Genomic DNA, 25,387 nt, shown 5'->3' with positions numbered 1-25,387 from the left:
ACCGGCCTGTTGGACCGGCCCGGCGGGCTAGTGCCCGGCCTCGTGCCAGGACCGGCCCACGCCGACCGAGACGTCCAGCGGCACCGCGAGGGTCGCCGCCGCGGCCATCTCGGCCCGGACCAGCTTCTCGACCTCGTCCCGCTCCCCTGCCGCGACCTCGAGCACGAGCTCGTCGTGGACCTGGAGGAGCAGCCGTGACGCCAGGCCCGACTCGCGCAGGGCGCGGTGGACGCCCAGCATCGCGACCTTGATGATGTCGGCGGCCGACCCCTGGATGGGGGCGTTCAGGGCCATCCGCTCGGCCATCTCGCGCCGCTGCCGGTTGTCGCTGGTCAGGTCGGGGAGATAGCGCCGGCGACCCATGATCGTCTCGGTGAACCCGGTCCGCCGAGCCTTGTCGACCACCCCGCGCAGGTAGTCGCGGACGCCACCGAACTGCGCGAAGTACTCGTCCATGAGCGCCTGCGCCTCGCGCGTCTCGATCCCGAGCTGCTGGCTCAGGCCGTACGACGAGAGCCCGTAGGCGAGGCCGTAGTTCATCGCCTTGATGCGCGACCGCATGCCGACGTCGATCGCGTCGGGCTCGACCTGGAACACCCGCGACGCGGTGATCGTGTGGAAGTCGGCACCGGAGTTGAAGGCGTCGATGATGCCCCGGTCCTCGGACAGGTCGGCCATGATCCGCATCTCGATCTGGCTGTAGTCGGCCGTCAGCAGCGTCTCGAACGCCTCGCCGACGACGAACGCCTCCCGGATGCGGCGTCCGGCGGCGGTGCGGATCGGGATGTTCTGGAGGTTGGGGTCGGCCGAGCTCAGGCGCCCGGTCGCGGCGATGGTCTGGTTGTACGTCGTGTGGATCCGCCCGTCCGGTGCGACGGTCTTGCGCAGCCCCTCGACGGTGACCCGGAGCCGCGTCGCGTCGCGGTGCTCCAGCATGTGCAGCAGGAACGGGTGCTCGGTCTTGACGTAGAGCTGCTGCAGCGCGTCGGCGTCGGTCGTGTAGCCCGTCTTGGTGCGCTTGGTCTTGGGCATCCCGAGCTCGTCGAAGAGCACCACCTGCAGCTGCTTGGGCGAGCCGAGGTTGATCTCCTTGCCGATCACCGCGTACGCCTCGTCGGCGGCGGTGCGCACGCGGGTGGCGAACTCCTCCTCGAGCGACTCGAGCGCGTCGCCGTCGACCGCGACCCCGACCTCCTCCATGTCGGCCAGCACCTGCACCAGCGGCAGCTCGACCGTGTCGAGCAGCGTCCGGCCGCCCTGCTTGTCGAGCTCCTCGTCCAAGGCGGCCCCGAGCTCGACGACCGCGGCCGCCTGCAGCATCGCGTCCTGCGCGGCGGCGTCGTCGGCGACGTCGAGCGTCAGCTGGTCGCCGTGGTCCTCCACGCGCAGCTCGCGCTTGAGGTAGCGCAGCGCAAGGTCCTCCAGGTCGTACGAGCGCTGGTCGGGGCGTGCGAGGTAGGCCGCGAGCGCCGTGTCGCTGGCGACCCCGTCCACCGCCCAGCCCTGGGCGCGGAGCGCGAGGATCGGCCCCTTCGCGTCGTGCAGCACCTTCGGCCGCTCCGCGTCGCCGAGCCACGACGCGACCGCGGTGTCGTCCTCGGGCGTGAGCGCGGCGACGTCCCACCACGCGGCGGCGCCGTCGGCGGTCGCGACCGCGAGGGCGTCGACGCGGCCGGTGCCGCGGCCCCACGACCCGCTGACCTGGACGCCCACGCGGACCCCGGGCGGGGCGTGCTCGGCCAGCCACGGGCCGACCTGGCCCTCGCCGAGCACCTCGCCGGCGACCTCGAAGCCCTCCTCGGCCTCTGGCTCCTCGGTCGAGAGCGTCTCGAACAACCGGTCGCGCAGCACCCGGAACTCCAGGCCGTCGAAGACCCGGTGCACGGCGTCGCGGTCCCACGGCTGCATGGCGAGGTCGCCCGTCGTCACCGGCAGGTCGAGGTCGCGGACCAGTGCGTTGATGCGACGGTTGCGGACCACGTCGCCGAGGTGGTCGCGGAAGGACTGGCCGGCCTTGCCGGGGACCTTGTCGGCGTCGCGGACCAGGCCCTCGAGGCCGTCGAACTGGGCCAGCCACTTCGCGGCGGTCTTGGGGCCGACGCCGGGCACGCCCGGGAGGTTGTCGCTGGTCTCACCGACGAGAGCGGCAACGTCGGGGTAGCGCTCCGGAAGGACGCCGTACTTCTCCTCGACCGCCTGCGGGGTCATGCGCGCCAGGTCCGAGACGCCCTTGCGCGGGTAGAGCACCGTCGTCCGGTCGGTGACGAGCTGCAGGGCGTCGCGGTCGCCGGTGCAGATCAGCACCTCGAAGCCGTCCTGCTCGGCCCGCGTCGCGAGGGTGCCGATGATGTCGTCGGCCTCGTAGCCCTCCAGCTCGAGGTAGGTCACGTGCAGCGCGTCGAGGACCTCCTTGACCAGCGCGACCTGCCCGCTGAACTCCTCCGGAGACTTGGAGCGGTTGGCCTTGTAGCCCGCGTACTCCTCGCTGCGGAAGGTCTGGCGCGACACGTCGAACGCGACGGCGAGGTGGGTCGGCTGCTCGTCGCGGAGGACGTTGATGAGCATCGACGTGAACCCGTAGACCGCGTTGGTGTGCTGCCCCGTGGTCGTGGAGAAGTTCTCCACGGGCAGGGCGAAGAAGGCCCGGTAGGCCACCGAGTGGCCGTCGATGAGGAGCAGACGGCCGGAGTCGGCCGTGGCGGTGTCAGCGGTGCTGGTCGAGTCCACGCACCGACTCTAACGGGCCGTGCCGACAGCGTTCGGGCGGCCGACGACGCCCGCGGCGAGGTCGCGTGACGGCTCAGTCGCGGAGGCCGGCCCGGGCCAGCGCGTCGTGGGTACGGCGCAGGGAGCGGCGCACCGCGATCAGGCGCCCCGTGCCGCGGCTGGCGGCCGTACGACCGGCCGCGCGCGCCCTCAGGACCCGCACCTTGGCGGCGCGCACGGTCGCGTAGTGGCCGAACCCGATGCGGGTCAGGAACCGGTGGGCGTCGCGCGAGGCCGACGGCGCCCACGCGTAGACCAGGCTCGAGTCGACCTGCTCCGCCCAGTCCACCGCGACGTTCATCAGCGACCACGCGATGCCCTTGCGGCGGTAGCGGGGGTGCACGTGCAGCTCGCTGACGACCACGACCGTACGGAGGTGCAGCGGGGTCGCCGCGGAGAGGTCGACCTGGATCGCCCCGACCACGCGGTCGCCGAACACGGCGACGCAGAGCCGCCGTGAGGAGGAGTCGTCGAGGCGGCCGAGCGCCTCGGTCGCCTCGTCCTCGGAGGGCTCGTCCCACTCGGCGACGACCTGGGTCGCGTCGGTGAGGGAGGCACCGTCCGCCACGCAGGCGGACCAGAGGTCGATCAGGCCACGGGCGTCGCTGGGACGGGCTTCACGGACCTCAAGCGGCAGACGTGCCACCACCCCTCCTCCCGCGAGCGCGAGCCCGCGACGTCACGCTCCTGCGGGCGGGGCCCGAACCGAGCGGCCTGGTGTCGAGTTCGGGGTGAAACACTACGCCGTGGCGGGCCTCGCTGTCAGTGGGTCCGGGAAGGGGAGACGTGTTCGTCGGAGCAGGAACGGTCGTCAACGTCGGCGCCGTCCTCGTCGGCTCGGGGATCGGCCTGCTGGTAGGCAACCGGCTCCCCGCGCGGACGCGGGCGGTGGTCACCGACGGCCTCGGCCTCGTCACCCTCCTCATCGCGGGGCTCTCCGCCGTCGCGGTGACCGACCGGGTCCTCTCCGACGCGGTCGGACCCAGCGCGCCGGTCCTCATCGTCCTCGGGGCGGTCGTGATCGGCGGCGTGGTCGGCTCGCTGCTGCGGATCGAGCACCGCCTCGAGAGCTCGGGAGGCTGGCTGCAGGCCCGGCTGGGAGGCAGCGGTGACGAAGGAGCCCGGGCGCGGTTCGTGGAGGGGTTCGTGACCGCGTCCCTCGTCTTCTGCGTCGGTCCGCTCACGATCCTCGGCTCGATCACCGACGGGCTCGGCGGCGGCGCGGAGCAGCTGCTGCTCAAGTCCGCCCTCGACGGCTTCGCGTCGATCGCCTTCGCGGCCTCGCTCGGGGCCGGGGTGATGGCCTCGGCGATCGCCGTGGGCGTGATCCAGGGCAGCTTCACGCTGCTGGGCGCGGTCATGGGCTCGTTCGTGCCCGAGCCGCACGTCGTCGCCCTCAGCGCCACCGGCGGCGTCCTGCTCGTGGGCGTGGGGCTGCGGCTGCTCAACATCCGCCCGGTGGCGGTCGGGGACATGATCCCCGCGCTGCTGGTCGCCCCGCTCCTCGTGCAGTCGGTGATCTGGCTGCGCTGACCGAGTCCTGCGCTGACCGATCCTGCTCTGGCCGATCCTGCTCTGGCGGGGGGCTGCTCCCCTACTGCGGGTCGGCCGCGCTCTCCGGACCGGTCGCGCCACCGAGTGCGGGACCGTGCTCGACGACGCCCTCGGCGACGGCGCGCATCGGCAGGCGAAGGTCCATCGCAGTCTTCTGGATCCAGCGGAACGCCGCCGGCTCGGAGATCCCCAGCGCCTCCTGCAGGAGCCCCTTGGCGCGCTCCACGGCCCGGCGCGTCTCCAGCCGGTCCTCCAGGCCCGCGACCTCGGCCTCCAGCGCGGCGATCTCGGCGAAGCGGCTGACCGCCATCTCGATCGCCGGCACGAGGTCGGACTTGCTGAAGGGCTTCACGAGGTACGCCATGGCGCCGGCGTCGCGCGCCCGCTCGACGAGCTCGCGCTGGCTGAACGCCGTGAGCATGACGACGGGGGCGATCCGCTGGGACGCGATCCGCTCGGCGGCCGAGATCCCGTCGAGCTTCGGCATCTTGACGTCCATCACGACGAGGTCGGGCCGCAGCTCCTCGGCGAGGGCGACCGCCTGCTCGCCGTCGGCGGCCTGACCGACCACCTCGACGCCCTCCTCCGCGAGCATCTCGGCGAGGTCCAGACGGATGAGCGCCTCGTCCTCGGCGATGACGACGCGGCGGACGGGGGACGGCGTACCAGGGGTGCTCTGCGCAGAAGTCACGTGAGAAGGTTATCCCGCGCCCGTCGGGGTCCGAGGCGCGAGCCGGGTTGGCGGAATGGTAGACGCGGTGGTCTCAAACACCACTGTCCGAAAGGATGTGCGGGTTCGAGTCCCGCACCCGGCACTTCACCCCTCTTCCAGAGGCGCCCCGAGAAATCTTCGTGCAACATCGGTCGTCTACGCTCCCACGTCGCACAGGATCGTTGACCGGGACAACCGGGTCGGAAGGGTTTCCAACCGTTTCATAACGGCTTGGAATCTTCACGGTTCGAGCGGCTTTCCCTGTGCTACAACGATGCAGTTACTGCATGGGACGCAAAACGTCCGCCCCGGACACATCCGGGGCCGGGCCACGACGAATCGGAGGACACCACCGTGTCTCGTTCCACGAAGGCGCTCGCGGCCGCCGCGGTGCTGGCCCTTGCCCTCGCGGGCTGTGCCAACACCGACGACGGTGACAGCGGCGACGACAACAACGCTGCACCCGAGCTCGAGGTGCAGACTGCAATCGAGGCGCCCTCGGACGCCGTCCAGCCCGCGGGTGACGGCAACGCCGAGTGCCCGGCGACGACGACCCTCGCCTACATCGGCGCCGAGACCGGCCCGAACGCCCAGCTGGGCATCAACATCCTCAACGGTGTTCAGCTCGCGATCAACGAGCACAACGAGAACAACGCGAACTGCCAGGTCCAGCTGCGCAAGTTCGACACCGAGGGTGACCCCAACAAGGCCACCGGCCCGGTGACCCAGGCGACGAACGACGAGAACATCATCGGCGTCATCGGCCTGCCGTTCTCCGGTGAGTCCAAGGCGACCGGCAACATCCTCGAGCAGGCCGGACTCGTCCACATCACGCCGTCGGCGACCAACCCGCTGCTGACGACCAACGGCTGGACGACGTTCTTCCGTGGTCTGGGCAACGACAACGTCCAGGGCCCGGCCGTCCCGGTCCTCGCCGAGAAGCTCGGTGCCGACAAGGTCTACGTCGTCCAGGACGACTCCGACTACGGCATCGGCCTCGCCACCTCGACCACCGAGGCGCTCGGCGACAACCTCGCCGGCACCGACAAGGTGACGACGGGTCAGAAGGACTTCTCCGCGACGATCTCCAAGATCCTCGCCGAGAAGCCGGACGCGGTGTTCTACTCGGGCTACTACGCCGAGGCGGCTCCGTTCAACCAGCAGCTGGTCGGCAAGGGCTACAAGGGCATCTTCATCGGCCCCGACGGCGTCAAGGACCAGCAGTTCATCGACCAGGCCGGCGATGCCTCGAGCAACGCCTACTTCACCTGCCCGTGCATCCCGGGCGAGCTGATCACCAGCTTCGCCGACGCCTACAAGGGTGTCTCCAACGGCGCTGCGCCGGGTACGTACTCGGTCGAGGGCTACGACGCCACGACGATCCTGCTCGCGGGCATCGACGGCGGCAACCAGGACCGCGCGAAGCTGAAGGACTGGGTCAAGAACTACGACGCCCAGGGCATCAGCAAGAAGTTCAAGTGGGACGAGACCGGTGAGCTCACGGAGCTTCCCGTCTACGGCTACAAGGTGCAGGACGGCGCGATCGTCTCGGTCGGCGTGATCGAGTAACGACCAAGCTGCCAACGGAGGGGGTCCGTCTGATCCAGACGGACCCCCTCGCTGCCCTTCCGACTCCCAAAAGGAGCCCAAGTGGACCAGTGGATCACCCTCGACTGGGATGCACTGGGTGCGAACTTCTGGAGCGCGACCGTCGACGGACTCACGTTCGGCGGGATCTACGCGCTCGTCGCGCTCGGCTACACCCTCGTGTACGGCGTTCTCAACCTCATCAACTTCGCGCACTCCGAGGTCTTCATCGTCGGTGCGTACGCGATCGTCTTCACCCTGACGTCGCTCGGGTTCGGCCCGTCCGTCCCCAACCTCGCCTGGTACCAGATCGCGGCGAACCTCTTGCTCGCCGTCATCTTCGGCATGCTCGCCTCCGCGATAACAGCGTTCATCGTCGAGCGGGTCGCCTACAAACCGCTCCGTGTCAAAGGCGCGCCGAGACTGGTTTTCCTGATCTCGGCGATCGGCATGTCGTTCGTCATCCAGTACCTGATCTTCGTCTGGCGGGGGCCCAACCCCGAGCCGTCGGTGATCATGTTCGAGAACAAGGCGATCTTCGACATCGGCGGGACGCTGATCTACTTCGACTCGATCCTCATCGTGACCGCGGCGATCGTCATGATGATCGCCGTCGACCAGTTCATCCGGCGTACCAAGCTCGGCCGCGGCATCCGCGCCGTGGCGCAGGACCCGGACACGGCCACCCTGATGGGCGTCAACCGTGAGCGCATCATCATCAGCACGTTCGTCATCGGCGGTCTGCTCGCCGGCGTCGCCGCGCTCTTCTACGTGATGAAGGTGCCGTCGGGCGTCCTCTACCTCGGCGGCTTCGTCCTCGGCGTCAAGGCGTTCACCGCCGCCGTCCTCGGCGGCATCGGCAACGTGCGGGGCGCGCTCCTCGGCGGTCTGCTGCTCGGCTTGATCGGCAACTACGGCCAGATCCTGCTCGGCAGCGCGCAGTGGACCGACGTGGTGTGCTTCGTGGTCCTGATCGTCGTCCTGATGGTCCGGCCGGAGGGCATCCTCGGCAGCAACCTCGGAAAGGTGAGGGCATGAGCACCGGTACGCCGATGGGCGGAGCCTCGGAGTCCCAGGCCCGCGCCGACGAGCTGCTGGACGAGACGACCAAGCCGTCTCGCTTCCAGGCGCTCTCCGACTGGTGGAACCACCTCCCGCGCGTCGGGCAGTGGGGCTTCCTCCTGATCGCCGTCGCGGCGGCCTTCGTGCTGCCGCTGGTCAACATCCCGCTGATCACCACCGAGCCGGGCAACAACTGGCCGCTGGCGTGCGCCGAGATGGCGCGCTACGCCCTGGTCGCGATCGGCCTCAACGTCGTGGTCGGCCAGGCCGGACTGCTCGACCTGGGCTACGTCGGCTTCTTCGCGGTCGGCGCGTACGTCGCCGCACTGTGGACGTCGCCTGACTCGACGATGGTCCACATCCCGTACCTCCTGACCCTGCCGCTCGCGGCGATGGTCACGGTGGTGTTCGGCGTGCTCCTCGGCATCCCGACGCTCCGGCTACGAGGCGACTACCTCGCGATCGTGACGCTCGGCTTCGGCGAGATCATCCGCCTCCTGGCGACGATCATCCCGGCGCTGAAGGGTCAGGTCGGCTTCCAGAACGTCGGCCGCCCGCCGGGCGAGAACGCCGACGGCAACCCGATCTTCGCCAACAGCGCGGGTGCCCCGTGGTACTGGATGACGATCACGGTGATCATCGTGATCATGATCGCGCTCGGCAACCTCGAGCGCAGCCGTGTGGGCCGCAACTGGATCGCCCTGCGCGAGGACGAGGACGCCGCCGAGATCATGGGCGTGCCGACGTTCCGCTACAAGCTGTGGGCGTTCGGCATCGGCGCCGCGCTCGGTGGCTCCGCGGGAGCCATCGCGGCCGGCCAGATCGGCTTCGTCAACAACCAGCGGTTCGACGTGCAGATGTCGATCATGTTCCTCGTGGCGGTCGTCCTCGGCGGCCAGGGCAACAAGTTCGGCGCGATCATCGGCGGGGCGCTCGTCGCGTACATCCCGCTGCGGTTCACCGCGATCGCCGAGTACAAGTACCTCATCTTCGGTGCCGTGCTCGTCGTGCTGATGATCTTCCGGCCGCAGGGTCTCTTCGGCAAGCGTCCGCACCTGCTCACGTTCGAACGCCGAGCGCACAAGCGGATCGCGAACCTGGCCGACGCGCCCTCGACCCCCGTCCCCGCTGCGAAGGAGACCGGACAGTGACCGAGCACTCCGCTCCCCCGCCGGCGACTCCCAAGCCGGACGCGCCGCCGCCGCTGGACTCCGAGGTGGCCCAGATGGCCGCCGCGGAGCGCGACATCGCGGTCGAGGTCGGTGACAAGCTCGTCGAGATCCAGAACCTCACGATGCGCTTCGGCGGCCTGACGGCGCTTGACGACGTCACGTTCGACATCAAGCGCGGCGAGATCCTGGGACTGATCGGGCCCAACGGCGCCGGCAAGACGACCTGCTTCAACGCGATGACGGGCGTCTACCGGCCGACCGAAGGGCAGGTCCTCCTCGAGGGCGACGCGATCGGTCGTCGCAAGCAGCACAAGATCACGCGGCTGGGCATCGCCCGGACCTTCCAGAACGTCCGCCTGTTCGGCGAGATGACGGCGCTGGAGAACGTCGTGGTCGGCCTCGACGCCCGCCACAAGGTCGGCGTCTGGGGATCGCTGTTCCGGACCCCGCGGCTCTACCGCGAGGAGAAGGAGGCGATCGACCGTGGCATGGCGCTGCTGGAGTTCGTGGGCATCGCGGACAAGGCGATGGTCCAGGCGAGCGCCCTGCCGTACGGCTACCAGCGCCGCCTCGAGATCGCCCGTGCGCTCGCGACCGATCCCAAGCTGCTGTGCCTCGACGAGCCTGCGGCCGGGTTCAACCCCGCGGAGAAGGAAGAGCTCATGCAGCTCATCCGGACCATCCGCGCGGACGGCTACACCGTGCTGCTCATCGAGCACGACATGCGGCTCGTCATGGGCGTGACCGACCGGATCGTGGTCCTGGAGTTCGGCAAGAAGATCGCCGACGGGCTCCCGAAGGACATCCGCAACGACCCGACGGTCATCGCCGCCTACCTCGGAGAGGAAGACTGACGTGGCGTTGCTCGAGATCAACGACGTCTCGGTCCACTACGGACGCATCCAGGCCCTGCACGGCATCTCGCTGACCGTCGACGAGGGCGAGATCGTCACCCTCATCGGCGCGAACGGTGCCGGCAAGACCACGACGATGCGCGCGCTGGCCGGGCTGCTCAGCCTGTCCTCGGGCAGCGTGACCTTCGAGGGCGAGGACATCTCCAAGCTCGCGGGTCACAAGCGCGTCGTGCGCGGCATCTCGCTGACTCCCGAAGGGCGCGGGATCTTCCCCGCCATGACGGTCCGCGAGAACCTCGAGATGGGGACGTACGCCCTCAAGGACCGCGAGACGGTCGACGAGAGCTTCGACCGGGTCTTCGACCTGTTCCCGCGGCTCAAGGAGCGCGAGGCGCAGGCCGGCGGCACGCTGTCCGGCGGTGAGCAGCAGATGCTCGCCATCGGGCGCGCCCTCATGGGCCGGCCGAAGGTGCTGCTCCTCGACGAGCCCTCGATGGGCCTGGCCCCGCAGTTCATCCGGCAGATCTTCTCGATCATCTCGCAGGTGAACGAGCAGGGGATCACGGTGCTGCTGGTGGAGCAGAACGCGAACCAGGCGCTCAGCCGCGCCGACCGCGCGTACGTGCTCGAGACCGGGCGCATCACGCGTTCGGGCACCGGCGCGGAGCTGCTCGCCGACCCGGCGGTCAAGGAGGCCTACCTCGGCGTGGCCTGAGGCCTCGTACGACGAAGCCGGCCCGCTCCCCTCTCGGGAGCGGGCCGGCTTCGTCGTACGGGCTGGTTCGCGGCTGCGGACGGGTCCTAGTCGCGGACGAGCGGCGTGGTGTACGCCGGCGAGACGCCCCTGATCGCGTCGCCCATGCGGTGGACCCGCAGCGCGTTGGTCGACCCGGGGATGCCCGGGGGGCTCCCGGCGACGATCACGACCTCGTCGCCCTCCGAGCACTGCCCGATCTCGAGCAGCGCGCGGTCGACCTGCAGCACCATCATGTCGGTGTGCTCCACCTCGGGGACGAGGAACGTCTGGACGCCCCACGACATCGCGAGCTGGTTGCGGACGACCGGGTCGGGCGTGAACGCCAGCACCGGCACCGTCGAGCGGTAGCGCGTCATCCGGCGGGCGCTGTCACCCGACGTCGTGAACGCGCACAGGTACTTCGCGCCGACGCTCTGCGCGACGCCGGCGGCCGCACGCCCGATCACGCCGCTGCGCGTCTTCGGGTCCCAGTGGTACGCCGCCATCCGGGGCAGGCCGTGCTCCTCGGTGCTCTCGACGATGCGGGCCATCGTGCGGACCGTCTCCATGGGGAACTCCCCCACGCTGGTCTCGCCCGACAGCATGACAGCGTCCGCGCCGTCCAGGACCGCGTTGGCGACGTCGGAGGCCTCGGCCCGGGTCGGGCGGGGCGCGGAGATCATCGACTCCAGCATCTGGGTGGCGACGACGACCGGCTTGGCGTTGCGGCGCGCCTTCTCGACGATCAGCTTCTGGACGACCGGCACGTCCTCGAGCGGCAGCTCGACGCCCAGGTCGCCGCGCGCGACCATGACGCCGTCGAAGGCGTCCATGATCTCGTCGAGGTTCTCGACCGCCTGCGGCTTCTCGATCTTGGCGATGACCGGGCGGCGGACGCCCTCCTCGTCCATGATCGCGTGGACGTCGTCGACGTCGGCGCCGCGGCGGACGAAGGACAGCGCGATGAAGTCGACCCCGGCGCGCAGCGCCCAGCGCAGGTCGTCGCGGTCCTTCTCCGACAGCGCCGGCACGCTCACGTTGACGCCGGGGAGGTTGATGCCCTTGTTGTTGCTGAGGACACCGGGGACCTCGCACACCGTGAGCACGTCGGTCTCGGTGACCTCCGTCGCGCGCAGGCGTACCTTGCCGTCGTCGATGAGGATCACGTCGCCGGGCTTCACGTCGCCGGGGAGCCCCGCGTACGTCGTGGAGCACCGCTTGTCGTCGCCGGGGACGTCCTCGACGGTGATGGTGAACGTGTCGCCCTCGGCGAGCGCCACGGGACCGGACGCGAACCGTCCGAGCCGGATCTTGGGGCCCTGCAGGTCGGCCAGGATGGCGATCGGCTCTCCCAGGACCTCAGCGGCGTTGCGGGTCCACGCGAACGAACGCTCGTGGGTCGCGTGGTCACCGTGGCTGAGGTTGAGGCGGGCGACGTTCATGCCGGCTCTTGCCAGCTCGAGGATCTTCTCCTCCGACCAGACGGCGGGACCGATGGTGCAGACGATCTTTGCTCTACGCACCAGACAACCCTAGAGCGCCTCACGGGGGCAGCGCGAGCCGACCCGCGATATTTGTTGTTTCGGAAGCAAATTTCTCGCAGAGTGGACACGAACGGGCGGTGACCAGGAGGTCACCGCCCGTTCACGAGGTCTCCTCCGTCAGACGACCAGCGGGCGCTCCGTCGGCAGGATCGGCGACGGGAGGTTCGTCGAGCCGTTGAGGAAGGCGTCCACCCCGGCCGCGCACGAGCGCCCCTCGGCGAGCGCCCACACGATCAGCGACTGCCCGCGTCCGGCGTCGCCGGCGACGAACACGCCCTCGACGTCGGTCATGTACGACGCGTCGCGCGCGACGTTGCCGCGCTCGTCGAGCCCCACACCGAGCTGCGAGACCACGCCGTCGGTCTCCGGACCGGTGAATCCCATCGCGAGCAGGACCAGCTGCGTCGGGATCTCGCGGACACTGCCCTCGACCTCCTGGAAGCGACCGTCGACCATCTCCACCTCGACCATGCGCAGCGCACGGACGTTGCCGTCGGCGTCGCCGAGGAACTCCTGGGTCGAGACCGCGTACACACGGTCACCGCCCTCCTCGTGCGCGGACGCGACCCGGTAGATCATCGGGTAGGTCGGCCAGGGCTGGTGACCGGGGCGCTCCTCCGACGGCCGCGGCATGATCTCCAGCTGGGTGATCGAGCGCGCCTGCTGACGGATCGCGGTGCCGAGGCAGTCCGCGCCCGTGTCGCCGCCGCCGATGATGACGACGTCCTTGCCCTCGGCGGTGATCTGCCCGTCGACGGTCTCACCGAGCGCGACGCGGTTGGCCTGCGGCAGGTACTCCATCGCCTGGTGGATCCCGCCGAGCTCCCGCCCGGTCGTGGGCAGGTCGCGGCGCACGGTCGCACCGGTGGCGAGCACGACGGCGTCGTAGCGGTCGCGGAGCTCCTCGCCGGTGATGTCGACGCCGACGGCCACGCCGTTGCGGAAGACCGTGCCCTCGGCCGTCATCTGCTCGATGCGGCGGTCGAGGACGGACTTCTCCATCTTGAACTCGGGGATGCCGTAGCGGAGCAGCCCGCCCGGACGGTCGTCGCGCTCGTAGACGGCGACGGTGTGGCCGGCACGCGTGAGCTGCTGGGCGACCGCGAGTCCCGCGGGACCGGACCCGATGACGGCGACGGTCCTGCCGGTCAGCCACTCCGGGGGCTCGGGCACGACACGACCGTCGTCCCAGGCGCGGTCGATGATCGAGACCTCGACGTTCTTGATCGTCACCGCGTCGCGGTTGATGCCCACGACGCAGGCGGTCTCGCACGGGGCCGGGCAGAGGCGCCCGGTGAACTCCGGGAAGTTGTTCGTCGCGTGCAGCCGCGACAGCGCCTCGTCCCAGTCGTCACGCCAGACCAGGTCGTTCCACTCCGGGATCAGGTTGCCCAGCGGGCACCCGGAGTGGCAGAACGGGATGCCGCAGTCCATGCAGCGTCCGGCCTGCTCGGTGATGATCGGCAGGAGGGCCCGCCCCGGCGTACCGGGATAGACCTCCTTCCAGTCGTGGATGCGGTCGCCCACCGGCCGGCGCTGCGCGACCTCGCGCGGCGTCTTCATGAAACCCTTCGGATCAGCCACGGATCGCTGCCTCCATCATCGCTGCGGTGGTCTCGTCCTCGCCGAGACCGGCCTCCTCGGCTGCGGCACGCGCCTGCAGCACCCTGCGGTAGTCCATCGGCATGACCTCGGAGAACCGCGTCAGCGAGGCCTCCCAGTCGGCCAGCAGCTTCGCCGCCACCTCCGAACCGGTCTCCTCGGCGTGCCGGGTGACCAGGGCCTTGAGCTCGTCGGGCTGGCCGACCTCGTGCACCTCGACCAGCTCGCGGTTGACGAGTTCGGTGTCGAGGTCGAGGACGTACGCGACGCCGCCGCTCATGCCGGCCGCGACGTTGCGTCCCGTGCTGCCGAGGATGACGACACGGCCGCCCGTCATGTACTCGCAGGCATGGTCGCCCACGCCCTCCACCACGGCGGTGGCGCCGGAGTTGCGCACGCAGAACCGCTCGCCCGCGCGCCCGCGGACGAAGATCTCGCCGCTGGTCGCGCCGTAGCCGATCACGTTGCCGGCGATGATCTGGTCCTCGGCGACGAAGCGTGCCTCGCGCGGCGGACGGATCACGAGCCGGCCACCGGACAGGCCCTTGCCGACGTAGTCGTTGCCGTCACCCTCGAGACGCAGCGTGATGCCGCGCGGCACGAAGGCGCCGAACGACTGCCCCGCCGAGCCGGTGAAGGTGATGTCGATCGTGTCGTCCGGCAGCCCCGCGCCGCGGTAGCGCTTGGTCACCTCGTGACCGAGCATCGTGCCGACGGTCCGGTTGACGTTGCGGATCTCCAGCTGCGCCCGCACCGGCTCGCCGCGCTCCAGCGCGTCGCGCGAGAGCGCGATCAGCTCGTTGTCGAGCGCTCGCGCCAGGCCGTGGTCCTGCGTGGTGGTGTTGTGCAGCGCCGTGCCCTCGGGGAGCTCCGGCACGTGCAGGATCGGCGTCAGGTCGAGGCCGCTCGCCTTCCAGTGCGCGACCGCCTCACGGGAGTCGAGCACCTCCGCGTGGCCGACGGCCTCCTCGATCGAGCGGAAGCCGAGGGCCGCGAGGTACTCGCGCACCTCCTCCGCGACGTACTCGAAGAAGTTCACGACGAACTCCGGCCTGCCCGAGAACTTCTTGCGCAGGTCGCGGTTCTGGGTGGCCACGCCCACCGGGCAGGTGTCGAGGTGGCAGACGCGCATCATGATGCAGCCCGACACGACCAGCGGGGCGGTCGCGAAGCCGAACTCCTCCGCACCGAGCAGCGCGGCGACGACCACGTCGCGGCCGGTCTTGAGCTGGCCGTCGGCCTGGACCACGATCCGGTCGCGCAGCCCGTTGAGCAGCAGCGTCTGCTGGGTCTCGGCGAGGCCGAGCTCCCAGGGACCACCGGCGTGCTTGAGCGACGTCAGCGGGGAGGCACCCGTGCCTCCGTCGTTGCCCGAGATGAGCACGACGTCCGCGTGCGCCTTCGAGACGCCTGCGGCGACCGTGCCGACGCCGACCTCCGCGACCAGCTTGACGTGGACCCGCGCGGACGGGTTCGCGTTCTTGAGGTCGTGGATGAGCTGCTTGAGGTCCTCGATCGAGTAGATGTCGTGGTGCGGCGGCGGCGAGATGAGGCCGACACCCGGCGTCGAGTGACGCGTACGGGCGACCCACGGGTAGACCTTCGGACCAGGCAGCTGTCCACCCTCGCCGGGCTTCGCGCCCTGCGCCATCTTGATCTGGATGTCGTCGGCGTTCGTGAGGTACTCCGACGTCACGCCGAACCGGCCCGACGCGACCTGCTTGATCGCGCTGCGGCGCTCGGGGTCGTACAGACGCTCCGGGTCCTCGCCGCCCTCGCCGGTGTTGGACTTGCCGCCGAGGCGGTTCATCGCGACGGCGAGGGTCTCGTGGGCCTCCTGGCTGATGGACCCGTACGACATCGCGCCGGTGGAGAACCGCTTGACGATCTCCGAGACCGGCTCGACCTCCTCGAGCGGCACCGGCGGGCGCACACCCTCCTTGAGCTTGAGGAGCCCGCGCAGCGTCATCAGGCGCTCGGACTGGTCGTCCACGCGCTGGGTGTACTGCTTGAAGACGTCGTAGCGCCCGGCCCGCGTCGAGTGCTGGAGACGGAAGACCGTCTCGGGGTCGAAGAGGTGCTCGGCACCGTCGCGACGCCACTGGTACTCGCCGCCGGTGTCGAGCTGGCGGCGCGAGGCCGAGATGCCGGCCGTCGGGTACGCCTTGGCGTGCCGGATGCGCACCTCCTCGGCGACGACGTCGAGGTCGATGCCGCCCAGGCGCGAGGTGGTCCCCGTGAAGTAGCGGTCGACGAGCTCCGCGGACAGGCCCACGGCCTCGAAGATCTGGGCGCCGGTGTACGACGCGACCGTCGAGACGCCCATCTTGGACATCACCTTGAGCACGCCCTTGCCGAGGGCGTAGCGGAGGTTGGCCACAGCCTTCTCGGGCGCGACGCCCTCGACGTAGACCGCGTTGCGGGCCAGGTCCTCGGCCGTCTCGAGCGCGAGGTACGGGTTGACCGCCGACGCGCCGAAGCCGAGCAGCAGCGCGACGTGGTGGACCTCGCGCACGTCCCCGGCCTCGACCAGGAGGCCGACGCGGGTCCGGGTCTTCTCGCGGACGAGGTGGTGGTGCAGCGCGCCGGTCATCAGCAGCGACGGGATCGGCGCCAGCTCGTGGTTGGCGTGCCGGTCCGACAGCACGATGATGCGGGCGCCGTCGGCGATCGCCGCGGACACCTCCCGGCACAGGTCGTCCAGGCGCTTGCGCAGCGCGTCGGCACCGCCAGCGACGTCGTACAGGCCGCGGACGACGTACGTCGACAGGCCCGGCATGTTGCCGTGCCGGTTGACGTGACGGATCTTGGCGAGCTCGTCGTTGGTGATCACCGGGAACGACATCTGCAGCTGACGGCACGACGCCGGGGTGGCCTCGAGCAGGTTGCCCTCGGCGCCGACGGTGCTGAGCAACGAGGTGACGAGCTCCTCGCGGATCGCGTCGAGCGGCGGGTTGGTCACCTGCGCGAACAGCTGGTTGAAGTAGTCGAAGAGCAGCCGCGACCGGTTCGACAGCACCGCGATCGGCGTGTCGGTGCCCATCGAGCCGATCGGCTCCGCCCCGGTGCGCGCCATCGGCGCGACGAGGATGCGGAGCTCCTCCTCGGTGTAGCCGAAGACCTGCTGACGGCGGGTCACCGACGCGTGGGTGTGCACGACGTGCTCGATCTCGGGCAGGTCCGAGAAGCGGACGAGGCCCGAGTACAGCCACTCGTCGTACGGGTGGGCGCTCGCGAGGTCCTTCTTGATCTCCTCGTTGGCGACGACGCGCTTCTCCTCGAGGTCGAGGAGGAACATCTGCCCGGGCTCGAGACGGCCCTTGCTCACGATCGTGGCCGGGTCGAGGTCGAGCACACCGGCCTCGGAGGCGAGGACGACGAGCCCGTCCTCGGTCTGCCAGAAGCGGCCCGGACGGAGGCCGTTGCGGTCGAGGACCGCGCCGATCTGGGTGCCGTCGGTGAAGACCACGCAGGCGGGACCGTCCCACGGCTCCATCATCGTGGAGTGGAACTCGTAGAAGGCGCGGAGCTTCGGGTCCATCTCCGGGTTGTTCTCCCACGCCTCCGGGATCATCATCATGACCGCGTGCGGGAGGCTGCGACCGCCCAGGTGCAGGAGCTCCAGGGCCTCGTCGAAGGACGCCGAGTCGGAGTCCTCGGGATCGACGATCGGGAAGAGCCGCTGGAGGTCGCCCGGGATCAGGTCCGACTCCAGCAGCGCCTCGCGGGCGCGCATCCAGTTGCGGTTGCCGCGGGCGGTGTTGATCTCGCCGTTGTGCGCGATGAACCGGAACGGGTGCGCCAGCGGCCAGCTCGGGAACGTGTTCGTCGAGAAGCGGCTGTGCACGACCGCCAGCGCCGAGGCGATCCGGGCGTCGGTGAGGTCGGGGAAGAAGTGGTCGAGCTGGTCCGTCGTGAGCATGCCCTTGTAGGTGAGCGTGCGGGCCGACAGCGACGGGAAGTAGACGTCGAGCTCGTGCTCGGCGCGCTTGCGCAGCGCGAAGGTACGACGGTCGAGGTCGATGCCGGTCCGGCTGCCCTCGGCGTCGGCGACGAAGAGCTGCGCGAACGACGGCATCGCGCCGCGCGCCGTCGCCCCGAGGATGCTGGGGTTGACCGGGACCTCGCGCCAGCCCAGCACGGTGAGGCTCTCCTCGGCGGCGAGGCTCTCGATGGCGGCGCGGGCGGACGCAGAGGCCTCGGCCTCCACGGGCAGGAAGCCGATCCCGACCGCGTACGCGCCCGCCTCGGGCAGCGCGAAGTCGACCACGTCACGCAGGAACGCGTCAGGCACCTGGATGAGGATGCCGGCACCGTCGCCGGAGTCGACCTCCGCGCCGACGGCGCCGCGGTGGTCGAGGTTGCGCAGGGCGGTCAGGCCCTGCGCGACGATCTCGTGGCTGGCCTGTCCGGTCAGCGTGGCCACGAACGCGACGCCACAGGCGTCGTGCTCGTCCTCGCCGGAGTACAGACCTTGAGCTGGGGGAATCCCGCGCATGCCGCTCTTCTCCCGTCGTCTTCGCTATGGCGCTGCGGACAGGGGGAGCTCGCACAGACCGTGCCGTTCAGAGCACGGTGCTGTTCAAAACGAGAGTGCCGGTCCGTCAGCGGGGGAACAACCACACCGAAGGGACGACCTTGGCCCTCACATGGCTTGCTCAGGTTACACGATTGTTGCGGGCAACGACCCCTCGGTACGTCCGGCGCTCACGCGGCCACGCCTCCGACGAGGCTGCCGATCAGGAAGGTCAGGCCTGCGGCAGCGCTGCCGAGGACCAGCTGACGCAGACCGCCGTACCACCAGGGCCGGTCGGTGATGGCGGTGACGAGGGCTCCGGTGCCGAACAGGGCGAGCAGGGACACGGCGATCGTGGGGGCCAACGAGGTGATCCCGAGGATCAGCGGCAGGAGGGGGATCAGCGCTCCGACCGCGAAGGAGAGGAACGACGAGACCGCGGCGAGCATCGGGGAGGGGAGGTCGGCGATGTCGACGCCGAGCTCCTCGCGGGCGTGGACCCGCACGGCGTTGTCGGGGTCGGAGTGGATCTGCTGCGCCACCTCCCGGGCGACGTCCTCCTCGACCCCCTTGGCGACGAACATCGAGGCGAGCTCGGCCTGCTCGCGCAGGTCGTGGCGCAGGATCTCGCGGCGCTCGCGCTTGACCTGGGCCCGCGCGAACTCCACCTGGCTGGCGACCGAGGTGTACTCCCCCACGGCCATCGAGAACGCTCCCGCAGCCAGGCCCGCGAACCCGGCGATGATGACCGGGGTCGGGTCGCTGGTGCCGCCCGCCATGCCCATGATCAGGGCGAAGTTGGAGACCAGACCGTCCGAGGCACCGAAGACGGACGGGCGCAGCCAACCCCCGGTGACGTCGGGATGCTCGTCGCCGATGGTGTCGGGGTCCGGCAGCGGGTACGCGGCCGGATCAGCGGCTCCGTCGGGCATGGAGGCCTCGGTCATACCCCGAATCTACGACCGGGGAGCGTCTCCGTCATCCAAGGAACGGCTTGCCTCACCGTCGCCGGAGGCCCGGTGGGAGGTCTCGTCACCGTCGTCGGGGTCGGCCGAGGGCGTGTCGTCCGAGGGTGCGTCAGCATCGGCGTCCGCGCTCTCGTCCTCCGCGGCACCAGGCGTCTCGTCGCCCTCGGTCCCACCGCTGTCCGCGTCGCGCGGGTCGACCTGGACGACCGTCTCCCGCTCGCCGCGGCCGGTGCGGGTCAGCCACACGAAGAGCGCGACCGCGGCCGCGAAGAGCGCGATCGACGTCCACTGGTTGAGCCGCAGGCCGAGGAACTCGTGGGCCGTGTCGATCCGCAGGCCCTCGATCCAGAAGCGGCCGAGCGTGTAGATCGCGACGTACAGGGCGACGACGCGGCCACCACCGAGACGGAACCGCCGGTCGGCCCAGATCAGCACGAAGAATCCGACGAGGTTCCAGATCGACTCGTACAGGAACGTCGGGTGGAAGGTGTCGTACTGCTCGAAGCCCGCGGGCCGGTGGGCCGCGTCGATCTCGAGACCCCACGGCAGGTCCGTCGGGCTGCCGAAGAGCTCCTGGTTGAACCAGTTGCCGAAGCGGCCGATCGCCTGGCCGAGGAGGATGCCCGGAGCGAGCGCGTCGGCGAACGGTGCGAAGCGGATGCCGTGCCGCCGGCAGCCGATGTAGGCACCGACCGCACCCAGCGAGATGGCGCCCCAGATCCCGAGGCCGCCCTCCCAGATGTAGAGCGCCCGGATCGCCTCGCGGCCCTCGCCGAAGTACAGCTCGGGGTTGGTCAGCACGTGGTAGAGCCGCGCGCCGACCAGACCGAACGGGATCGCCCAGACGGCGACGTCCGCCACCGCGCCGGGCTTGCCGCCCCGCGCCTGGAAACGGCGGTCGCCGACCCAGATGGAGGCGACGACGCCCGCGATGATGCAGAAGGCGTAGGCCCGCAGCGGGAACGGCCCGAGGTGCCAGACCGACTCCGACGGGCTCGGGATGGACGCGAGGATCACGCGGGGGCTCCCTCTTGTGAGGCCGGGGCGGCGGCACGGGCGCGCTCGACGCCCGCGCGCAGGTCCTCGGCGAGACGGCGTACGGCGGCCACACCCGCGGCCGTGTCCGTGCCGGCCTGGAGCAGGCAGGCGACGAGTGCGGAGCCGACGATCACGGCGTCGGCGAAGCGCCCGACCTCGGCCGCCTGGTCGCCGTTGCTCACCCCGAGCCCGACGCCGACCGGGATGTCGCTCACCGCACGCACGCGCTCGACCAGCGCCGGCGCAGCGGTGCTCGTGGCCGTCCGGGCCCCGGTCACCCCCATCACGGAGGTGGCGTACAGGAAGCCGCTGGATGCCTGCGCGGTCATCGCGATCCGCGCGTCGGTCGACGACGGGGCGACGAGGAACACCCGGTCGAGCCCGTGCTCCGCCGACGCGGCCAGCCACTCGCCGGCCTCGTCAGGGATCAGGTCCGGCGTGATCAGGCCCGCTCCCCCGACGGCGGCCAGGCGCGCGGAGAACGCGTCGACACCGACCCGCTCGATCGGGTTCCAGTAGGTCATCACGAGGGTCGGCGCGCCGGTCGCGGCGACGGCCTCCACGGTGTCGAAGACGTCGGCGACCCGGGTGCCGGCGCGCAGCGCGGCGTCGGCGGCCTTCTGGATGGTGGGGCCGTCCATCACCGGGTCGGAGTACGGGAGGCCGATCTCGACGACGTCGACCCCACCCTCGACCATGGCGACCATCGCGTCGATCGCGGTCTGCTTGTCGGGGAAACCGGCCGGCAGGTAGCCGACGAGGGCGGGCCGGCCCTCGGCACGGATGCGCCCCATGACGTCGGACAGGTGGCTCATGCGTCGACCTCCGCCGCGAGCAGGCCGAAGTACTCGGCGGCCGTGTGGGCGTCCTTGTCGCCGCGGCCCGACAGGTTGACCAGGATCGTCGGCGTCCGGCCGAGCTCCTGGGCCAGCTGCGGCGCGATCCGCAGGGCGCCGGCGATCGCGTGCGCGGACTCGATCGCCGGGATGATGCCCTCCGTCTTGCAGAGCAGGTCGAAGGCCGCCATCGCCTCGTCGTCGGTCACCGGCTCGTAGACCGCCCGCCCTGTCTCGGCGAGGTAGGCGTGCTCAGGGCCGACACCCGGGTAGTCGAGGCCCGCGGAGATCGAGTGCGACTCGATCGTCTGACCGTCCTCGTCCTGCAGGAGGTAGGACCGCGTGCCGTGCAGGACGCCGACGTCGCCGGCCGTGATCGTCGCGGCGTGCCGCCCGGTCTCGAAGCCGTCGCCTCCGGCCTCGAAGCCGTAGAGCCGCACGTCGGCGTCGTCGAGGAAGCCCGCGAACAGGCCGATCGCGTTGGAACCCCCGCCCACACAGGCGGCCGCAGCGTCGGGCAGGCTCCCGGTGCGCTCGAGCGTCTGTGCGCGGGCCTCGTCGCCGATCCCGCGCGTCAGGTCCCGGACCATCTCCGGGAACGGGTGGGCGCCCGCAGCGGTCCCGAGCAGGTAGTGCGTCTCGTCGACGGTGCTCACCCAGTCGCGCAGCGCCTCGTTGATCGCGTCCTTCAGCGTGCGGCTGCCGGTGGTCACCGGGACCACGGTCGCGCCGAGCATCTGCATCCGGGCGACGTTGAGCGCCTGCCGCTGGGTGTCGACCTCGCCCATGTAGACGACGCACTCGAGGTCGAGATAGGCGCAGGCGGTGGCGGTCGCGACGCCGTGCTGGCCCGCTCCGGTCTCCGCGATCACACGCCGCTTGCCCATCCGGCGGGTCAGCAGCGCCTGGCCGAGGACGTTGCGGATCTTGTGCGCGCCGGTGTGGTTGAGGTCCTCGCGCTTGAGCAGGATCCGGGCTCCGGCCCGCTCCGACAGGCGGGTCGCCTCGTACAGCGGGCTCGGGAGGTTGGCGTACTCCCGGAACATCCGGTCGAGCTCGCCGGTGAAGGTCGGGTCCGCCTGGGCCTCGCGCCAGGCCCGCTCGAGCTCGTCGAGAGGCGCGATGAGCGCCTCGGGCATGAAGCGTCCGCCGAAACGGCCGAAGTGGCCGTGCTCGTCGGGGAGCGTCGTGGGGCGGGTGCCGGCCGAGGCCGAGGAGCTGCTCATGGGGCGATCCTTGCAGGTGGCGTCAACACGCGGTGCGACGGGAGACGGGGGCCGGAGCGGGTCCGGTCACCATCGGTGCTGCAGCGCGGGGTGCGACCCGGCCGCCACCAGGTCGGCCACGGTCGAGCGCGGGTTGCCACCGGTCACGAGGGTCTCGCCGACCAGCACCACCTGGGCGCCCGAGCGGGCGTACTCGATGACGTCCTTGGTGTCGCGAACACCGGACTCGGCGACCTTGACGACCGAGTCGGGGATCCGCGGAGCGAGACGCGCGAAGGTGGTCCGGTCGACCTCCAGCGTCTTGAGGTTGCGGGCGTTGACGCCCACCAGGTCGGCACCGGCGGCGACGGCCCGCTCGACCTCCTCCTCGTCGTGCACCTCGACCAGCGGGGTGAGCCCGATGCTGCGGGCCCGCTCGATCAACGACTCGAGCGCCGACTGGTCGAGAGCGGCGACGATGAGCAGCGCCATGTCGGCGCCGGCGGCGCGGGCCTCCCACAGCTGGTAGGAGGTCGTGATGAAGTCCTTGCGCAGGACGGGGCACGCCACCTGGGCACGGACGGCGCGCAGGTCGTCGAGGCTGCCCGAGAAGCGCCGCTGCTCGGTCAGGACCGAGATCGCCGCGGCACCGCCGGCGGCGTAGTCGACCGCGAGCGCGGCGGGGTCCTTGATGTCGGCCAGCGAGCCCTTGGACGGGCTGGCACGCTTGACCTCGGCGATCACCGAGACGCCGTCGGCGCGGAACGCCGGCATCGGGTCGAGCGCGGGATCCTGGCGGCCGGCACGCTCCTTGAGGTCGGCCAGCGGCACGGTCGCCATGCGCTCCTCGAGGTCCTCGAGAACCCCCGCAAGGATGTCGTCGAGAACAGACATCGCGGACCTGCCTTCCCACCCGTGGACGCCGGCGCACGCTCCCCGACGTGACCGGCACTGCCTTCACAGGGTATCCAGCCCGGCGTCCATCGGATCACCGGCCCCTCACCGCGTGCCGGCGGTCGGGCAGAATGCGCGCACAGAACCTGGTACGACGCCCTGGTCGTCCGAGCGAGAGGACACGCGTGACGACTCCCCCCACTCCCCCGAGCCCCGAGGGCGAGCCGGCACCGTACGGCTTCGGCGCGCCGCCGCCGGAGCTCGGGGCGGAGCCGTACACGCCCGCGTCGGCGCCGCCGCCCGCACCGTACGTGCCGCCGCCCTCCCCGCCGCCGTACCCGCCGCCGTACGGGCCCCCGGTCCCGCCGACCTCGCAGAAGGCCGTCTGGGCGTTCGTCTGCGGCCTGCTGGGCATCGGCATGTGCTGCTTCCCGGTCGGCGTGGTCGGTCTGGTCCTCGGGCTGGTCGCCAAGCGTGAGGTCAACGACAGCCGGGGGCGCCTCGGCGGTGCGGGGTTCGCCCAGGCGGGGTTCGTGCTCGGCCTCATCAGCGTGGTGCTGTCGGTGCTCTACCTCGCGTTCACCGTCACCACCACGTTCCTGCCGCTGTTCTTCGTCTGAGACGACGGCGAGGGGTCGGTGCGTGCGAACCCTCGGTACGGCAGAATGCGGACCCCGAGCCCCTGATGAAGGAGCAACATGAGCTACCCCCCACCCGGCGGCCCGACGCCTCCGGGCAACGAGCCCCCCAGCTACGACCCGCCGCCGGGCGGCTACGGAGGCCCTCCTCCGGGCTACAACCCGCCTCCGGGCGGTGACCCGTACGGCCAGCAGCCGCCGAAGAACTCGACCAAGGCCACCTGGGCCCTGGTGACCGGCATCCTCGGGCTGTGCTGTGGCCCGCTCGGCATCGTCGGCATCGTCCTCGGTCGCCAGGCCAAGGACGAGATCGCGGCGTCGAACGGCCGTCTCACCGGCGCCGGCATGGCCCAGGCCGGTTTCATCATCGGCATCATCGCCGTGGTGCTCTGGGTCGTCGGCCTGATCCTGCGACTCGCGGACGTCGCCTGACGCACGCACGAGGGCCCCTCACCGCGCTGCGGTGAGGGGCCCTTCGTCGTGCGGGGGAGCGTCACGGAGCCAGCCAGGACCCCCACGGGGTGTTGCGGACGACCGTGAACACGAAGCCGATCGCGATCAGCACCACGCCGGTGCGCGACGAGATCGCGATCATCGACGCGCGCGGGTCGGCCAGCCGGCGCGGGATCCACGCGAGGTAGGCGACCGCGAGCGTGGCGACGAGCAGCACCGCGAGCACGTTGCTCGACAGCGCGACCGCGACGTCGAGGTCGGTGAGCGCGTGCACGGCACGCAACCCCCCGCACCCGGGGCAGTCCCACCCGGTGACGAGCTTGAACGGGCAGAACCCGTAGCTCCCGGACACGTTGGGGTCGCGGAAATGGAGCAGGGACGCGAGGGCGAGCCCGCCCGCGCCGACGACCAGCGGCGTCCGCAGAGCGCGCCAGGCCGAGGTCGCGGGCGGAGCCGTCGCGGGAGCGGTCACGCCTTCACGACCACCGACGAGACGATCATGTCGTGCCACGTCTGCTTCTTCTTGTCCCACAGCGGCCACAGTAGGTCGAGGAAGCACAGGTTGGACAGCACGTAGAGGAGCAGCCAGCGCAGCACGCCCTTGCCCGCCCCCTGCGGCTGACCGGTGCTCATCTCGATCACCGTGATGCCGAGGATCTGCTTGCCGAGGCTCTGGCCGCCCTTGCCCTGGCGGACGCCCTGGTTCCAGATCTGGACCGCGAGGCCCGCGAGGGCGCCGAGGATGATCAGGATCAGGCCGACCGCGAAGACGCCGCCGTTCGTGACCTCGCTCGTCGTGGTGTAGCCGGACGAGTCGGTCTCGGACTCGGTGGAGCTGGCGACCATCACGACGCCGATGATCACCGGGATGAGCGTGACGAGCGATGCGATCAGGCCGTCGATGATGAGCGCACCGGCACGCGACAGCCAGCTCGCGTACGGCGACGGCGGCTGGTACTCCGGGAGCGGCGCGTAGCCACCCCCGCCGTACTGGCCGTACTGCGGCGGCTGCTGCCCGTACGGCGGCTGCTGGCCGTAGCCGGGCGGAGGCTGCTGCCCGTACGGCGGCTGCTGGCCGTAGCCCGGCGGGGGCTGCTGACCGTAGGGCGGCTGCTGAGGCGGGCCGTACGGCGGCTGCTGGGGCGGGCCGTACGGCGGCTGGCCCTGACCCGGCGGCGGGCCGGGCTGCGGCTGCTGCGGCGGGTAGGGCGGCTGGTCGGACACGAGAGGCTCCCTTCGTCGCCGGAGCG

At 70.8% G+C, this 25,387-nt stretch carries 21 protein-coding genes and 1 tRNA gene; 9 read left to right on the top strand and 13 right to left on the bottom strand.

Translation table 11 applies throughout. The annotated features are described in order from the left end of the window. Positions 1 to 27: 27 nt before the first annotated feature. Both polA and ACQSSQ_RS08200 read right to left on the bottom strand, forming a co-directional pair. Positions 28 to 2,727, bottom strand: coding sequence for a DNA polymerase I (gene polA, locus ACQSSQ_RS08205; RefSeq protein WP_431326542.1), 2,700 nt, complete (start codon positions 2,725 to 2,727; stop codon positions 28 to 30). Positions 2,728 to 2,800: 73 nt separating this feature from the next. After that, entirely contained in the window at positions 2,801 to 3,412 is a 612-nt protein-coding gene (locus ACQSSQ_RS08200; RefSeq protein ID WP_431326541.1) for a GNAT family N-acetyltransferase, read from the bottom strand. A gap of 140 nt (positions 3,413 to 3,552) precedes the next feature. On the opposite strand from ACQSSQ_RS08200, the gene ACQSSQ_RS08195 reads away from it, so the two are divergent. Further along, on the top strand, positions 3,553 to 4,299 hold the full coding sequence (locus tag ACQSSQ_RS08195; RefSeq protein ID WP_431326540.1) for a DUF554 domain-containing protein: 747 nt from the start codon (positions 3,553 to 3,555) through the stop codon (positions 4,297 to 4,299). A 61-nt stretch (positions 4,300 to 4,360) separates the two neighbouring features. Here ACQSSQ_RS08195 and ACQSSQ_RS08190 read toward each other — a convergent pair whose 3' ends face one another. Further along, positions 4,361 to 5,011 carry an ANTAR domain-containing response regulator gene (locus tag ACQSSQ_RS08190; RefSeq protein ID WP_431326539.1) on the bottom strand — a complete coding sequence of 217 codons (651 nt, stop codon included), beginning with the start codon at positions 5,009 to 5,011 and terminating at the stop codon, positions 4,361 to 4,363. A gap of 41 nt (positions 5,012 to 5,052) precedes the next feature. Here ACQSSQ_RS08190 and ACQSSQ_RS08185 point away from each other — a divergent pair. From ACQSSQ_RS08185 to ACQSSQ_RS08160, 6 genes are all read left to right on the top strand, one after another. After that, positions 5,053 to 5,135, top strand: a tRNA-Leu gene (locus tag ACQSSQ_RS08185). 251 nt (positions 5,136 to 5,386) lie between these two features. After that, positions 5,387 to 6,601 carry a branched-chain amino acid ABC transporter substrate-binding protein gene (locus ACQSSQ_RS08180; RefSeq protein WP_431326538.1) on the top strand — a complete coding sequence of 405 codons (1,215 nt, stop codon included), beginning with the start codon at positions 5,387 to 5,389 and terminating at the stop codon, positions 6,599 to 6,601. Between the two features lie 81 nt (positions 6,602 to 6,682). Then, positions 6,683 to 7,657 (top strand): branched-chain amino acid ABC transporter permease, encoded by a 975-nt coding sequence (locus ACQSSQ_RS08175; RefSeq protein WP_431326537.1) that lies wholly within the window; start codon positions 6,683 to 6,685, stop codon positions 7,655 to 7,657. Beyond that, entirely contained in the window at positions 7,654 to 8,832 is a 1,179-nt protein-coding gene (locus tag ACQSSQ_RS08170; RefSeq protein WP_431326536.1) for a branched-chain amino acid ABC transporter permease, read from the top strand. The genes ACQSSQ_RS08175 and ACQSSQ_RS08170 overlap by 4 nt, the downstream gene beginning before the upstream one ends. Continuing rightward, positions 8,829 to 9,707, top strand: a complete 879-nt coding sequence (locus tag ACQSSQ_RS08165) for an ABC transporter ATP-binding protein (protein WP_431326535.1) — start codon at positions 8,829 to 8,831, stop codon at positions 9,705 to 9,707. The genes ACQSSQ_RS08170 and ACQSSQ_RS08165 overlap by 4 nt, the downstream gene beginning before the upstream one ends. A 1-nt stretch (position 9,708) precedes the next feature. Next, a complete protein-coding gene (locus ACQSSQ_RS08160) occupies positions 9,709 to 10,422 on the top strand; it encodes an ABC transporter ATP-binding protein (protein WP_431326534.1) in 714 nt (237 codons plus the stop codon). A gap of 86 nt (positions 10,423 to 10,508) precedes the next feature. Here the strand turns inward: ACQSSQ_RS08160 and pyk are convergent, their stop codons facing one another. The 8 genes from pyk to trpC all read right to left on the bottom strand — a co-directional run bounded on the left by pyk (position 10,509) and on the right by trpC (position 23,046). Continuing rightward, positions 10,509 to 11,966, bottom strand: coding sequence for a pyruvate kinase (gene pyk, locus ACQSSQ_RS08155; RefSeq protein ID WP_431326533.1), 1,458 nt, complete (start codon positions 11,964 to 11,966; stop codon positions 10,509 to 10,511). Between the two features lie 138 nt (positions 11,967 to 12,104). Next, the gene (locus ACQSSQ_RS08150; protein WP_431326532.1) at positions 12,105 to 13,571 is read right to left on the bottom strand and encodes a glutamate synthase subunit beta; all 1,467 of its coding nucleotides are present in this window, start codon (positions 13,569 to 13,571) and stop codon (positions 12,105 to 12,107) included. After that, positions 13,564 to 18,087, bottom strand: coding sequence for a glutamate synthase large subunit (gene gltB, locus ACQSSQ_RS08145; protein WP_431326531.1), 4,524 nt, complete (start codon positions 18,085 to 18,087; stop codon positions 13,564 to 13,566). The genes ACQSSQ_RS08150 and gltB overlap by 8 nt, the downstream gene beginning before the upstream one ends. A 209-nt stretch (positions 18,088 to 18,296) precedes the next feature. Next, entirely contained in the window at positions 18,297 to 19,052 is a 756-nt protein-coding gene (locus ACQSSQ_RS08140) for a VIT1/CCC1 transporter family protein (protein WP_431326530.1), read from the bottom strand. 9 nt (positions 19,053 to 19,061) lie between these two features. Continuing rightward, positions 19,062 to 20,090: a prolipoprotein diacylglyceryl transferase gene (lgt, locus tag ACQSSQ_RS08135; RefSeq protein WP_431326529.1), complete on the bottom strand. Its 1,029-nt coding sequence runs from the start codon at positions 20,088 to 20,090 to the stop codon at positions 19,062 to 19,064. Beyond that, a complete protein-coding gene (gene trpA / locus ACQSSQ_RS08130) occupies positions 20,087 to 20,926 on the bottom strand; it encodes a tryptophan synthase subunit alpha (RefSeq protein WP_431326528.1) in 840 nt (279 codons plus the stop codon). The genes lgt and trpA overlap by 4 nt, the downstream gene beginning before the upstream one ends. Beyond that, a complete protein-coding gene (gene trpB / locus ACQSSQ_RS08125) occupies positions 20,923 to 22,173 on the bottom strand; it encodes a tryptophan synthase subunit beta (RefSeq protein WP_431326527.1) in 1,251 nt (416 codons plus the stop codon). The genes trpA and trpB overlap by 4 nt, the downstream gene beginning before the upstream one ends. A gap of 66 nt (positions 22,174 to 22,239) precedes the next feature. Next, a complete protein-coding gene (gene trpC, locus ACQSSQ_RS08120; RefSeq protein WP_431326526.1) occupies positions 22,240 to 23,046 on the bottom strand; it encodes an indole-3-glycerol phosphate synthase TrpC in 807 nt (268 codons plus the stop codon). 185 nt (positions 23,047 to 23,231) lie between these two features. Between trpC and ACQSSQ_RS08115 the strand changes: the two genes are divergently transcribed. Next, positions 23,232 to 23,666: a DUF4190 domain-containing protein gene (locus tag ACQSSQ_RS08115; protein ID WP_431326525.1), complete on the top strand. Its 435-nt coding sequence runs from the start codon at positions 23,232 to 23,234 to the stop codon at positions 23,664 to 23,666. A gap of 78 nt (positions 23,667 to 23,744) precedes the next feature. Further along, positions 23,745 to 24,116, top strand: a complete 372-nt coding sequence (locus ACQSSQ_RS08110; RefSeq protein WP_431326524.1) for a DUF4190 domain-containing protein — start codon at positions 23,745 to 23,747, stop codon at positions 24,114 to 24,116. A gap of 61 nt (positions 24,117 to 24,177) precedes the next feature. Here the strand turns inward: ACQSSQ_RS08110 and ACQSSQ_RS08105 are convergent, their stop codons facing one another. Beyond that, positions 24,178 to 24,609, bottom strand: a complete 432-nt coding sequence (locus ACQSSQ_RS08105) for a DUF2752 domain-containing protein (protein WP_431326523.1) — start codon at positions 24,607 to 24,609, stop codon at positions 24,178 to 24,180. Next, positions 24,606 to 25,361 (bottom strand): RDD family protein, encoded by a 756-nt coding sequence (locus tag ACQSSQ_RS08100; RefSeq protein ID WP_431326522.1) that lies wholly within the window; start codon positions 25,359 to 25,361, stop codon positions 24,606 to 24,608. Before ACQSSQ_RS08100 ends, ACQSSQ_RS08105 begins: the two co-directional genes overlap by 4 nt. Positions 25,362 to 25,387: the final 26 nt, after the last annotated feature.

Origin of the sequence: Mumia spirodelae (genome assembly GCF_050632745.1) — a bacterium.
In the GTDB taxonomy this organism is placed as follows: domain Bacteria; phylum Actinomycetota; class Actinomycetes; order Propionibacteriales; family Nocardioidaceae; genus Mumia.
Note: the sequence above shows the minus strand (reverse complement) of the source record. Positions and strands in the feature narration are given on the sequence as shown.

Excerpts from the sequence above, each read along its gene's own strand:
- ACQSSQ_RS08140 (WP_431326530.1), bottom strand. The coding sequence starts at position 19,052 with ATGACCGAGGCCTCCATGCCCGACGGAGCCGCTGATCCGGCCGCGTAC.
- trpA (WP_431326528.1), bottom strand. The coding sequence starts at position 20,926 with ATGAGCCACCTGTCCGACGTCATGGGGCGCATCCGTGCCGAGGGCCGG.
- trpB (WP_431326527.1), bottom strand. The coding sequence starts at position 22,173 with ATGAGCAGCTCCTCGGCCTCGGCCGGCACCCGCCCCACGACGCTCCCC.
- gltB (WP_431326531.1), bottom strand. The coding sequence starts at position 18,087 with ATGCGCGGGATTCCCCCAGCTCAAGGTCTGTACTCCGGCGAGGACGAG.
- trpC (WP_431326526.1), bottom strand. The coding sequence starts at position 23,046 with ATGTCTGTTCTCGACGACATCCTTGCGGGGGTTCTCGAGGACCTCGAG.
- ACQSSQ_RS08110 (WP_431326524.1), top strand. The coding sequence starts at position 23,745 with ATGAGCTACCCCCCACCCGGCGGCCCGACGCCTCCGGGCAACGAGCCC.
- ACQSSQ_RS08170 (WP_431326536.1), top strand. The coding sequence starts at position 7,654 with ATGAGCACCGGTACGCCGATGGGCGGAGCCTCGGAGTCCCAGGCCCGC.